Annotated in this window: 11 protein-coding genes; 3 read left to right on the top strand and 8 right to left on the bottom strand. The window is 58.8% G+C overall.

All coding sequences use genetic code 11. The annotated features are described in order from the left end of the window. Positions 1-9 precede the first annotated feature (9 nt). From msuE to ACFPDR_RS17890, 3 genes are read left to right on the top strand one after another with little or no spacing between them, the layout of a single operon-like run. A complete protein-coding gene (msuE, locus tag ACFPDR_RS17900; protein ID WP_239054960.1) occupies positions 10-597 on the top strand; it encodes an FMN reductase in 588 nt (195 codons plus the stop codon). After that, entirely contained in the window at positions 594-1,754 is a 1,161-nt protein-coding gene (gene ssuD, locus ACFPDR_RS17895) for an FMNH2-dependent alkanesulfonate monooxygenase (RefSeq protein WP_321388152.1), read from the top strand. Before msuE ends, ssuD begins: the two co-directional genes overlap by 4 nt. After that, complete coding sequence (locus ACFPDR_RS17890; protein WP_321388149.1) at positions 1,751-2,608, top strand: amidohydrolase family protein; 858 nt, start codon at positions 1,751-1,753, stop codon at positions 2,606-2,608. Before ssuD ends, ACFPDR_RS17890 begins: the two co-directional genes overlap by 4 nt. A 274-nt stretch (positions 2,609-2,882) precedes the next feature. Here the strand turns inward: ACFPDR_RS17890 and ACFPDR_RS17885 are convergent, their stop codons facing one another. The 8 genes from ACFPDR_RS17885 to ACFPDR_RS17850 form a co-directional block, all read right to left on the bottom strand. Next, entirely contained in the window at positions 2,883-4,181 is a 1,299-nt protein-coding gene (locus ACFPDR_RS17885; RefSeq protein WP_321388148.1) for an acyl-CoA dehydrogenase family protein, read from the bottom strand. Positions 4,182-4,193: 12 nt separating this feature from the next. After that, on the bottom strand, positions 4,194-5,039 hold the full coding sequence (locus tag ACFPDR_RS17880; RefSeq protein WP_321388146.1) for a MetQ/NlpA family ABC transporter substrate-binding protein: 846 nt from the start codon (positions 5,037-5,039) through the stop codon (positions 4,194-4,196). A gap of 71 nt (positions 5,040-5,110) precedes the next feature. Then, positions 5,111-6,538 carry an LLM class flavin-dependent oxidoreductase gene (locus tag ACFPDR_RS17875; RefSeq protein WP_321388144.1) on the bottom strand — a complete coding sequence of 476 codons (1,428 nt, stop codon included), beginning with the start codon at positions 6,536-6,538 and terminating at the stop codon, positions 5,111-5,113. Positions 6,539-6,554: 16 nt separating this feature from the next. Beyond that, positions 6,555-7,379, bottom strand: coding sequence for a MetQ/NlpA family ABC transporter substrate-binding protein (locus ACFPDR_RS17870; protein WP_009461199.1), 825 nt, complete (start codon positions 7,377-7,379; stop codon positions 6,555-6,557). 165 nt (positions 7,380-7,544) lie between these two features. Further along, a complete protein-coding gene (locus ACFPDR_RS17865) occupies positions 7,545-8,744 on the bottom strand; it encodes an SfnB family sulfur acquisition oxidoreductase (RefSeq protein ID WP_268378625.1) in 1,200 nt (399 codons plus the stop codon). Positions 8,745-8,748: 4 nt separating this feature from the next. After that, positions 8,749-10,014 (bottom strand): SfnB family sulfur acquisition oxidoreductase, encoded by a 1,266-nt coding sequence (locus tag ACFPDR_RS17860; protein WP_376911678.1) that lies wholly within the window; start codon positions 10,012-10,014, stop codon positions 8,749-8,751. A 155-nt stretch (positions 10,015-10,169) separates the two neighbouring features. Beyond that, entirely contained in the window at positions 10,170-10,832 is a 663-nt protein-coding gene (locus tag ACFPDR_RS17855) for a methionine ABC transporter permease (RefSeq protein ID WP_009461203.1), read from the bottom strand. Next, positions 10,804-12,009 (bottom strand): methionine ABC transporter ATP-binding protein, encoded by a 1,206-nt coding sequence (locus ACFPDR_RS17850; RefSeq protein WP_376911675.1) that lies wholly within the window; start codon positions 12,007-12,009, stop codon positions 10,804-10,806. The genes ACFPDR_RS17855 and ACFPDR_RS17850 overlap by 29 nt, the downstream gene beginning before the upstream one ends. Between the last annotated feature and the right edge of the window lies 1 nt (position 12,010).

Raw genomic sequence — 12,010 nt, 5'->3', positions numbered from 1 at the left:
GGAATTGCCATGAGCCGCCCTCTGAAAACCGTTATTGTGAATGGGAGCCTGCACCGTCCCTCCCGCACGCAAGTGCTGCTGGATGCGCTACGCGACACACTGAACGACCAACTGGCACTGGACGTGCAAAACATCGAGCTGGTCAGCCTGCTGCCCGAGCTGGGCGCGGCCCTGTCCACCGATGCCTTGCCCGCCCAAGCGCATCAGGCCATCACCGCCATTGAGCAGGCCGACTTTCTGATCGTGGGCTCGCCCATCTTTCGCGCGGGCATTCCGGGCCTGCTCAAGCACCTGTTCGATCTGGTCGACATGAATGCCCTGAATGGCACCCCCGTATTGCTGGCCGCCACTGGCGGCAGCCAACGCCATGCCCTGGTCATCGAACATCAGCTACGGCCCCTGTTCAGCTTCTTCCAGGCGCTGACCCTGCCCATCGGGGTCTATGCCACGCCCGAAGAGATTCAGGACGGCGAAGTCACCAGCGCCGCCCTGCAACAGCACATCCAGCGCACCGTTGATCTGGCCGTGCCGGTACTGCACAGTATTCAAACGCGTTTGCCGCTGCGAAACTCTGTTCTGGAGGCGCAGGCAGCATGAGCCAAATCACCTCCACCACACCCGATATTTTCTGGTTCCTGCCCACCTCGGGCGATACCCGTTATCTGGGCAAATCCGACTTTGGCCGCGCGCCTACCAACGAGTATCTGCGCAGCATTGCCGTCACCAGCGAGAACCTGGGTTATGACGGCTTGCTGATTCCTACCGGCGCCTCCTGCCTGGATCCTTGGGTAGTGGCGGCCAGCCTGGTTCCTGTTACCCAGCGCATCAAGCTGCTGGTGGCACTGCGTACCTCTTTGGGCGCACCCGTTTCCAGCGCACGTCAGGCAGCGTCCCTGGACCAGGCCCTGCATGGCCGTTTGCTGCTGAATGTGGTGCCCGGCGGCGATGCCACCGAACTGGCCGCCGAAGGCGTGTTTCTGGACCACGATGCCCGTTATGAATACGCCCATGAATACCTGACGATCTGGCGTCAATTGCTCTCTGGCGACACCGTGAATTTTCAGGGCAAGCATTTCAAGGTAGAGAATGGCCGCAACTTTTTCCCGCCTGTGCAAAAACCCTATCCGCCCTTGTACTTTGGCGGCTCCTCAGACGCCGCCCATGAACTGGCTGCCGAGCATGTCGATGCTTACCTGACCTGGGGCGAACCACCGGCTGCTGTGGGCAAGAAATTTGAGGACATCCGCCGCCGTGCCGCCGCCCGTGGTCGCAAATTGAGGCTGGGGGTGCGCTTGCACGTGATCGTACGTGAAACCAATGAAGAAGCCTGGGCCGAGGCGGATCGTCTGATCAGCAAATTGACGGACGAGGACATTGCCAAAGCACAGTCCAACTACGCCAGCATGGACTCGGTAGGCCAGAAACGCATGGCGGCCTTGCATGGTGGCCGTCGCGATCAGCTGGAAGTCTCGCCCAATCTGTGGGCAGGGGTGGGGCTGGTACGGGGTGGGGCAGGCACCGCACTGGTGGGCGACGCCCAAACCGTGGCCCAGCGCTTGCAGGAATACATAGACCTGGGTGCGGACTCCTTTGTGCTCTCGGGCTACCCCCATCTGGAAGAATCCATACGCTTTGCCGAGCTGGTGTTTCCACTTCTGGGCAAACGGGCCGTCACCGTCAGTGATCGCGCCCAGACCGGCGGCGCCTTTGACGCACGCGGTGTTCAAAATCAGCAACTTTCCTCTGCATCATGAGCCAGAAAATAATCGATCTACGCTGCCGACCTGCCTTTCTGCACAAGTTTTTCGGGGCCGAACCTGGTACGCCAGAACATGCCACCGCGCGCTGGCTAAACCGCCGCGTTGGCACTCGTGGCAGCGATACTCACTTTGAAAAGTCACTTAGCCAGGAAGGCTTTCTGGAAGAAGTGCGCCAGGCCGGACTGAGTAAAGCGGTCGTCGTAGGCCGCCACACACCGTCGCAACATTTGCCCAACGACACCATTCATCAGATCGTGCACGGACACGATGAATTGCTGGGCATTGCCGGTATTGATCCGGCTCTGCAAGGCGAGCAGCAAGCCCTGGCCGAGGCAGAACGCGCCATCAAGGAGCTGGGCTTGTCCGGCATTGATATCGAGCCGGGTTTTGGTGTTCCAGCACGTCACCCCGATGACCCGGTTTACTGGCCCGTTTACGAACTGGCGCGCCACCTGAAAGTACCCGTCTTTTTGATGAGTGGCCCTACCACGCCGGACCCGCGCTATAACGACCCGGCTGGACTGGCCAAAGTGGCCAAAGCCTTCCCGGATCTGCCTTTAGTGGTCTATCACGGCTATTGGCCCAATGTGCAACAGGCCATAGGCCTGGCCTTTCTGCACGAGAACGTGCATCTGGTGCCGGATATGTACATTTTCCAGCCGGGAAACGAGGGCTATGTGCAGGCAGCCAATAGCTTTCTGTCCGAGCAATTGCTGTTTGGCTCGTCCTATACCTTCCGCCCGATTCGCCAGAGTATTGAGGACTTCCAGCAGCTGGGTTTCAAGGATGTAATTCTGGACAAGCTGTTTTATGACAATGCGGCCAGGCTGTTTCAGCTGCCCAGCTAAGGTGAGACCGGTGGCCTGACTCATTAAATACAAGCGTCAGATGTAGAACAAAATGCACAACAAAAGGGCGAAACAAACGCCACTCTTTGAGCGTGCCCCTTGGAGCCTATCGACATCCCCGCCCCAAAACACACCAAGGTGGCACTAGTGAGAGCACCACAGTCTTCTTGCTTATCGTCAATCCCCAGATCTCCGAGCGTACCAAGCAAAAGGGCACGATTAATTCGTGCCCTTTATGTTTCCAAGAGGCGGCCCCGCCTCTGCCCGCATCAGCTCAACTCCCCTTGGTCCCCACATGCCAGTAGTACACAGGCTCGGCCTCGTTCAGCAAAATATCCCCCACCGACCGAGCCTTGTAGATCACCGGATTGTGCGAGGCCAGGGCTCGCGCATTACGCCAATGTCTATCCAGACGACGGGACTCCTCCAGGGCCGTAGAGCCACCCACATCAAACAGGCGCGTGGCCGCCCGCAAGACGGGCTCCACCACGGCTACTTGCGCCTGTGCAGTGCGTAGCTCCAGAGCGTCCAAAGTTTCGCGGGAGACCTCCACACCCGCCTGCCGCTGATCCGCAATGCTTTGCAAATGAGCCGCCACATCACGTACCGCCAGCTGGGCGATATAAGCCGTACTGGCCAGCTCTCCCACAATATGCTGCACCAAGGGGTCGTCCTTGGGCAGCGCCGCACTACCATGGCTAAAGACACGCTTGCGCGCCTGCACATAGGCCACTGCATCACGCTGCACGGCTTGAGCAATACCGGCCAGGGTCGCCAAATGCACCAGCTGAAAATAAGCCACCAAGGGTGTGGGCTCCTGGCGCGGAAAACGGATGATGGCGCTCTCGGGCACAAGCACATCCGTCAGCACCGTCGTGCCAGATCCCGTCAGCCTTTGGCCAAAGCCATGCCAGTCATCCAGACGCTCCACCCCTTCCTGGTCGGTGGCGACCACGACATGTACCGTTTCATCTTCCTGTTCCGTTCCTGTGCTGCGAGCCACCACCGTGACCCAATCCGCGTACAAGGTGCCCGTGCTGTAGAACTTGCGGCCATTCAGACGCCATTGACCGGCCTGCTCTGGATCGGGCTCCAGCGTGGTTTGCAACTGGCCTACAGCGCCCAAACCAGTCTCGGTCGTGGCATTACCAAAAATCGCCCCTTGGCCTGCCAATGGCAGCCACTGCGCTTGCGTGGCCTCATCCCGATCAATCAGCAAGCGGTCGATGAAACCAAAATGAGGCCGCAGAATTTGGGCGACATTTGAATCCGCCGCAGCCAGCTCCTGAAACAGCTCAAAGAACACCGGGATGGAGACACCGCTGCCACCCCATTGAGGCGGCACACGCAGAGCCGTAAAACCGCTATCTTTCAGCCACAGAATGGGCGCATAGGCCAAGGTACGGGTATGCTCGCGCTCCGCCGCAGTATCGGCAATGCGTTGAAAGAGGGCGCCGAAACGGGCACGCAAGGCGCCCAGATCGGAAGCTCGTGCACTTGCTGGTGCAGCCCTTTCTGGCACAGTCCGGCGTGGCGCAACATCAGAGGTCAAAACGGCAGTGTCAGTCATCATGATGTGCAGCCCTCAAGGAACCTGCGTAATGGAGGCATGACCGGTCGTCTTCCACGGCAAGGCATACAGCTTCTTGTCTCCCGCAAAAGACCTGTCGATCTGCGCGGCCACGGCAGGGGAATTTTGATAAAGACCCACAAACTGGCGTATGCGCGGATCCTCTCTATGGCTGCTTCTAGCCACAAACCGAATCGCGTAGTACAGATCATCCACCGTGGAATACTGCAAGGCCTTGCTGGCCAGCTCGGCCTGCCCGGCGTTCACAAAATGGGCTGGATAACCTTGGACCAAGGGCAGGTCATCGGCTGCGCGCACCAATTGCGGCCCTTCGACTTCCACAATGCGCAGCTTTCTGGGGTTGGCCGTCACATCATGAATCGAGGCACGCGCAGCTGCCCCCTCTTTCAGCTGAATCAGGCCAGCCGTCTGCAAAAGCAGCAGGCCGCGCGCCTGATTCACCGGATCACTCGCCACCCCAACAGAAGCGCCTTCGGGCAGCGCATCCAAGGACGAATACTGCTTGGAATACAAGCCAATATTGGGCAATAAACCATAAGCCACACTTTCAATGGCATAGCCACCTTCCTTGACGGCATTGTCCAAAAAAGCCTGATGCTGGAAATAATTCAAATCCAGATCCCCGGAGGCCAAGGCCGTATTGGGCGTGGTCCAGTCGGTGAACTCAATCACCTCGACCTCCAGGCCCTGTTTCTTGGCCTCCTTGGCTGCCACGGCAACAGAATCGGCCAAAGAGCCGGGCGTGACGCCGATTTTCAATGCAGCAGCAGACACATGGCCCGCTAGGCTCAAAGCTGCCAAGGCAAACACGGCACGAATAGAAAAACGGGCAAACAACATGATCCTGACCTTAAAAAAGGGGTCGTAAAAAATGATCCAACGCAGCAGATACTGGCTCTTTCTCGCCTTAATCAGCTTGCCTGCAAGACAGAGGTAGCCGCCTCATCCGATCCCGCCTCCGGGGTCGAACCGGGCACCAAATGCCGCCACTGCGCGGCAGGGTGCGTGGCAGATACCCGATCTCCTTGTCCAAACAATTGCTGGCGCAGGGTTCCACCTTCATACGCCGTGCGATAGCGGCCCCGGTTTTGCAGCTCGGGCACGATGTAGCTGGCAAAGTCTTCCCAGGTTTCAGGCACAACGATGCGGGTCAGATTGAAGCCGTCGATCTCGCCTTCATCAATCCAGGTGCTTAGCGCATCCGCCACTTGCTGCGGGTCGCCCACAATGGTTTTGTAGCGGCTACCCAGCGTGAATTGCTCCAGCAGCTTGCGGCGCGTCGTCCAGCCTTGTTTCTGGGCTGCGGCCGCTGCGGATTGAATCGCGTTGCTGGGGCCAAAGCTGATGGGTTCATCCAGGTCATACTGGGCAAAGTCCACGCCGGTACTGGCCGCAAAATGCGCCAGGCCGCCCTCGGAACTGGCGTGGGCCAGATAGTCGGAATATTTTTCTTTAGCCTCGGCTTCCGTAGCACCCGTAACGACCGCCACACCCGCATAAATCTTCAGGTCCTGCGCTTGCCGTCCCGCATTGACCGCTGCCTGACGCAGCTTGCGTGACGAATCCCTGGCCGCTTCCGGGTCCCGCGCACCGATGAAAACCCCTTCAGCATGTTGCCCGGCAAACTGCAGCCCCCGCGCCGAGGTGCCTGCCTGGAACAGCAGAGGCGTACGCTGAGGAGAGGGCGCACTCATATGAATTGCATTGCTGCGATAAAACGGCCCTTCGTGATGCACGGTATGCACTTTCTCGGGCAGGGCATGGATACGACGCTGCTTGTCGGCAATCAGCGCGCCATCTTCCCAGCTGCCTTCCCACAGCTTGTAAGCCAATTGCAGAAAGTCCTCGGCCCGGTCGTAACGGCTGTCGTGTGCATCCAGACCATCCTGCCCCAAACCCCGCGCCCCGCTATCCACATAACCCGTCACGATGTTCCAGCCTATGCGTCCATTGCTTAGCTGATCCAGCGTGCTGACATCGCGTGCGAAGGTGTAGGGGTGATGAGCCGCCACTGACGCTGTCAGACCAAAGCCAATATGTTGCGTGACGGCTGCCATGGCCGAGACCAGCAGCCAGGGGTTGTTCACCGGTAGTTGAATACCCTCGCGCAGCGTCAAGTCCACACCTTGCTGGTAAACGTCGTAATAGCCGACCACATCCGCCAGAAAAATGCCGTCGAACAAGCCTTTTTCCAGAGTTTTGGCCAGATCCGTCCAATACTTCAGGGTGTGGTATTGCGTGGATTGATCACGTGGATGCGTCCACAAACCATGGTGGATATGGCCCACACAATTCATATTGAAGGCGTTGAAATGGATGTGTTTCTTGGGCTGCGTCATGGGGCACTCTCCTTGCTTAATGCGGCAACCAGGTCAGGCGATACAGCTTTTTCTCGCCCTGGTAGAACTGATCGATTGCCTCGCGCACCGCAGGCGATGTTTTGTAGACCTCCAGGAACTGGGCAATGCGCGGGTCTTTCGTCTTGTCGCTACGGGCCACAAACTGAATCGCCCAGGAGTCGTCCTCGTAACTGGTCAAGGACAAGGCTTTCGTAGCATCAAAGGCTTTGGAGGCCAGGATGAAATACGGAAAGCCTTGAGCCAGATCCACGTCCTGCGTGGCACGTGCCAATTGCGGGCCTTCCACTTCCACAAACTTCAGGTTCTTGGGGTTGGAAACAATGTCATCGGGAGTGCCCAGCAAGCCGGTCTCGGGGCGCAGCGTGATCAAACCTGCATGCTGTAACAGACGCAACCCACGGCCTACGTTGACGGCGTCACTGGCAATCGCCACTTTTGCGCCATCGGGCAAATCGGCTAGCGTGGCGTGCTTGAGAGAATACAGGCCCAGGTAAGACAAAATGCCCGGCTGCACGCTGACCAGCTTGAAGCCCTTGTCGCGCACCGCATTGGCCAGGTAATTACTGTTCTGGTAGTAGTTCAGATCAATATCGCCCGCATCCAGCGCTACATTCGGTGTGGCCCAATCGGTAAATTCGATCACCTGCACATCTACCCCCTGCTTCTTGGCTTCCTGAGCGGCAACGGCCACCGAGTCCGCAAAAATGCCGGGAACAACGCCGATTTTCAATGGCGCAGCGGTCGCTGTGCTGCTCAACAAAACGGCAGTAGAAACCAGGCTAAACGCCGTCAGTTTTTTCAAAATCTTCGAGATAGTCATCAATCAACATCCAGATAAAAGAGAAAGGCTCGTGGCCTGGAAAACAGGCCATATCGAAGCGCATATGTGTCTTGCTAGAACGTATTTACTGACATGCTTTGAGCCATACTGCGCAACGCTTCTTCACCCCTGCAGCCATGCCCAAACACAGCTTTCCAGGTGGCATCACAAAGCACCATGGCGCGGCGGGCGCACGCCATTCAGGGCGTAATTGCCAATGGCGTGGTACTTCCAGCGCACCGGGTCATGCAGGGTATGGACTCGGGCGTTACGCCAGTAGCGATCCAGCCCATGCTGGGCCTGCGTAGCGCTGGTGCCTGCCAGTTCAAATAACTTGCTGCCTGCCAGCACACTGGCGCTGGTCGCCAGGGCTTTGGCCTGCGCAACGGCAATGGAGGCCTGAGCCACGCTGTCCTCATCCGGTGCTTGCTGGGCGGCGTCCACAAAGCGGGCGGCGCGGGCCAGTAGCGCTTGCGCGGCACGCAAACGCACATGCACATTGCCCACCTCCTGCAGCAGCAAGGGGTCCTGTGCGGCGCTGTCCACGCCAGCGGTAATCCAGGGGCGGCTGTGCTCGCGGATAAAGGGCAAGGTGGCCTCGAAAGCCCCTTGGCCTATGCCCAAATCCAGTGCTGCATGGATGATCTGGGCATAGGGACCAATAGTGGTCGGACGCTCGAAGGAGTCCGTGAACGGCACGACCCATTGCGGCTGCACAGGAACACGTGTGAACTCCACCGAGCCGCTGCCTGTCACACGTTGGCCAAAGCCGTCCCAATCGTCTGTCAGCGTGACGCCTGCAGCCCCACGCGGTACAAAAACCAGATACAGGCGGCCATCATCAGGCGAGGTCGTCAGCGTGGGAATCCAGTGTGCAAACAGCGAACCCGTGCAATAGAATTTACGGCCATCCACAAACCAGCCATCGGGTTCTTTCAGCAATTGCGTGCGACGGACAAAGTCCTGCTTGCCGATCTCTGCCAATGCATTGCCAAAGCGTTTGCCTTGCAGCACCTGATCGTAGAAAAAGGCCTTTTGCTCGTGCGTCGCCCCCACGCGCAACACTTCCAACGCGTAATAGTGGTTTTGCGGGATATGGCCAAAGTTGCCATCGGCCTTGGCAATGCGCTGCACGACACGGGTGAGCACATCGGCGGAAACGCCCGCGCCGCCGTATTCTTTGGGGACCGTAATGCCCCATAAGCCACTTTGACTGAATTGCTCCACCTCTCGATGCGGCAAGATACGGTCGCGATCACGCTCCAGCGCATGGGGGGCAATGGATTGTGCAAACTGCTCGGCGGCTTGCAGCGCTTCGGCCTCGGACTGGATGATGTGTACGGATGTAGAAAGCTGTGTTGTCATGGCCTCAGTTCCATTGGTGATAAGACGGCGAGGCGCCATTGAGCAGGTAATTGCCCAGCAAGTGATATTTCCAGCGCACCGGGTCATGCAAGGTGTGCACGCGGGCATTACGCCAGTGGCGGTCCAGGTTATGAGCCGCACGGGTGGACGACGAGCCGGCCAAGGCAAAGAGCTGTTCGCTGGCGTTCAGGGCGGCTTCTGTGCTCAGGATTTTTGCCTCGGCAACAGCCACAGAAGCACGGGCGCTGCTGTCTGCATCCACGGGCTTGGCAGCCAATTCATCCAGCAAACGCGCTGCCTCCAGCAAGACTTCCTGAGCGGCATCCGCCTCAATCTGCAAGGCACCCACTTCCTGAATGATGTGAGGGTCCTGCGTGGCACTGGCCACACCCGAATCGGTCCAGGGGCGCGCACGATTGCGGACAAATTCCAGCGCATCCTGCAAGGCACCCTGGGCGATACCGGCATCAATACTGGCTTGAATCAGTTGAGAAATAGGACCCGACAGGGAAGGCTTGTCCACAAAGCGCCAGCTTTCCAGCACATGGTCTTCCTCGACCAGGACCTGCTCGAACACCACACTGCCACTGGCGGTGGTGCGTTGCCCAAAAGCGTTCCAGTCATCAATCACCTGCACGCCGGGCGCATCACGACGCACCCAGACCTGTACGCCACGGCCTTGCTCATCCGCAGCTCGGAAAGGAATCCAATGCGCGAACAAGGCGCCGGTTGAATAAAAGCGTGTGCCGCTAACGCGCAAGCGGCCATCCGCTGCCCGCGCAAGATGGGCAGTGATGTCGGTAATCACCGCTGCCTTGCCCTTTTTCTCCGGCCCGCCATTGCCTAAACGTGCGCCTTGCAGCACCGCCTTGAACCAACGCTGCTTTTGAGATTCAGTGCCGGTGTCTTTCAGGTTCTGGATCAGCGCGAAATGGTTTTGCGGGATCTGACCCAGGGAAGGATCAGCCGCGCTGATGATGGCAAACACCTGCACCAGCGTTTCATTGGAAACTTCCAGGCCGCCATAGGCTTTGGGGATAGTGATGGCACCCAGGCCGCTGGCGGTATAGCGCTCTATCTCGTCCCAGGGAAGCTGGCGCAGGCGGTCGCGCTCGGCAGCAGTTTGCGCAAATTCAGCAGCCAATTGCCGAGCAATGGCGAGGGCTTCGGCCTCGCTGCCAATCACATGAGGCTGTTGGGGGGGCAAGGGCAGACGCTGCTTTGCAGATGCTTCGGGCAAAGCTCCGCCCTGAGTAATCCGATCATTCATACGGCACTCTTTTCAATGACTAAAAACGGTAGGGATAGACGCAGCTGCCAGCACCTGCGTCCCAGCTCAAGACAGAGCGTCCGAGCAAACAAAGAACATCACATTCATTGCCAAGGCGACGCCACTACGTGCGCCAGCCCTTGGCTGAACTCGGATCAACGTGCGCGCAGCCACTGCACGTAGCGGTCGCCGGCAAACTGCACCACAGTCACTAAAGCAATCAACACGGCAATCACGATCAACATCACCTGCGTGTCAAAACGCTGATAGCCATAGCGGATTGCCAAGTCACCCAGGCCACCGGCACCAACTGCACCCGCCATGGCAGACGAGCTGATCAAGGCCACGATGGTGATGGTGAAGCCACCCACAATGCCGGGCAGTGCCTCGGGCAAGTAGACGTGGCGCACGATGTCCCACTTCTTGCAGCCCATGGCTTGAGCCGCTTCAATCAGGCCCGAGTCCACCTCGCGCAGGCTGACCTCGGCAATACGGGCAAAGAAAGGCGTGGCGCTGATTGCCAAGGGCACAATGGCCGCCCACACCCCAATCGTGGTGCCTGCCAGCAAGCGCGTGAAAGGAATCAGCGCAACCAGCAAAACAATGAAGGGCGTGGCCCGGAAACCATTGACCACGCTACCCACCGCCCGGTTGATCTTGGGCGACTCCCAAAAGCCATGAGGGGCCGTCACAATCAAGAGCACCGCCAGCGGAATACCAGCCAGAAAGGCAATGCCCCCAGACACGCCCACCATCATCAACGTGTCCAGAAAAGCCTGCCAATAACGCTCAGCGGGGATACTCAGATTCCACAACATATCCAATGTCCTCAATGTGATGCGCGATAGCCGCCGGGCCTTGCGTCAAAGATGTCAAATCGGGCAGGCTCACATGCCCCTCAATGGCGACCAGCAAACGTCCATGTGCATGGCCCTGAATGCGGTCCACGCCACCATGAACCAGCTGCGGCTGGCCGGGCAGGCTGCGGGCAATGCGCAGCAAATCCGGCTCCCAGCCACCTTCGCCGCTATAGCTCAATTGCAGGATGCGGCTGTACGTGCCAGTTTTAGGAGGCTGCTGTACCAGACGTGCCTGCAAGTCCTCCGGCAGTGTGTGCTGCAAGGGGGCCAGCAGCGCCTTGGTGGCGCCATGCTGCGGTTTGCCAAACACACGCCAGACCTCGCCCAGTTCGGCAATGCGGCCTTTTTCCAGCACCAGCACGCGGTCGGCAATTTCACGGATCACGCTCATCTCGTGCGTAATCAGCACGACGGTAATGCCCAAACGGCGGTTAATGTCCTTGAGCAGGCTCAAAATGGACTGCGTGGTCTCCGGGTCCAGTGCCGAAGTGGCTTCGTCGCACAGCAAAATCTCCGGGCCGGTTGCCAAGGCACGAGCAATGCCCACGCGCTGCTTTTGCCCGCCCGACAAACGGCTGGGATAGGTATCGGCCTTATCTTGCAAGCCGACCAGTTGCAGCAGCTCCTGAACACGCTGGGCAATGTCCTGCGCCGACACACCGGCTACCTTCAAGGGCAAGGCCACGTTCTCGTACACCGTCTTGGCAGACAGCAAATTGAAGTGCTGAAAAATCATGCCGATGCGGCGACGCAGCTGCACCAGCTCCGACTCATTCAGACGGGCAATGTCCACGCCATCTACCAATACCTGGCCGCTGCTCGGGCGCTCCAGCCGGTTGATGGTGCGCAGCAAGCTGGATTTACCCGCGCCGCTACGGCCAATAATGCCGAAGATGCTGCCTGGCGCGATGTCCAGATCAATGTCCTGCAAGGCAGGCACGGCGCCTGCCGAGGACTGATAGATTTTGGACAGATTGCGAAAAGCCACGCTGCCTGCCTTGACGACGCTGGGTTGCTGTTCCAGTTCCGCTTTGGCAGACGCACTGGCCTTGTGAACCTCGCGCTGTCCTGCGGCCTGTTCGGCGGTGTCCCGCAACTCGTCCAAATTACGCCGTAGTGCTGATGTGTATGCCATA

It is taken from the genome of Alcaligenes sp. GCM10023179 (assembly GCF_042653705.1).
GTDB lineage: Bacteria > Pseudomonadota > Gammaproteobacteria > Burkholderiales > Burkholderiaceae_B > Alcaligenes > Alcaligenes phenolicus.
This window is presented reverse-complemented; position numbering and strand designations above follow the sequence as displayed.

Bases quoted from the DNA above. Each gene is read 5' to 3' on its own strand.
- msuE (WP_239054960.1), top strand. From the start codon at position 10: ATGAGCCGCCCTCTGAAAACCGTTATTGTGAATGGGAGCCTGCACCGT.
- ssuD (WP_321388152.1), top strand. From the start codon at position 594: ATGAGCCAAATCACCTCCACCACACCCGATATTTTCTGGTTCCTGCCC.
- ACFPDR_RS17890 (WP_321388149.1), top strand. From the start codon at position 1,751: ATGAGCCAGAAAATAATCGATCTACGCTGCCGACCTGCCTTTCTGCAC.
- ACFPDR_RS17885 (WP_321388148.1), bottom strand. From the start codon at position 4,181: ATGATGACTGACACTGCCGTTTTGACCTCTGATGTTGCGCCACGCCGG.
- ACFPDR_RS17880 (WP_321388146.1), bottom strand. From the start codon at position 5,039: ATGTTGTTTGCCCGTTTTTCTATTCGTGCCGTGTTTGCCTTGGCAGCT.
- ACFPDR_RS17875 (WP_321388144.1), bottom strand. From the start codon at position 6,538: ATGACGCAGCCCAAGAAACACATCCATTTCAACGCCTTCAATATGAAT.
- ACFPDR_RS17870 (WP_009461199.1), bottom strand. From the start codon at position 7,379: ATGACTATCTCGAAGATTTTGAAAAAACTGACGGCGTTTAGCCTGGTT.
- ACFPDR_RS17865 (WP_268378625.1), bottom strand. From the start codon at position 8,744: ATGACAACACAGCTTTCTACATCCGTACACATCATCCAGTCCGAGGCC.
- ACFPDR_RS17860 (WP_376911678.1), bottom strand. From the start codon at position 10,014: ATGAATGATCGGATTACTCAGGGCGGAGCTTTGCCCGAAGCATCTGCA.
- ACFPDR_RS17855 (WP_009461203.1), bottom strand. From the start codon at position 10,832: ATGTTGTGGAATCTGAGTATCCCCGCTGAGCGTTATTGGCAGGCTTTT.
- ACFPDR_RS17850 (WP_376911675.1), bottom strand. From the start codon at position 12,009: ATGGCATACACATCAGCACTACGGCGTAATTTGGACGAGTTGCGGGAC.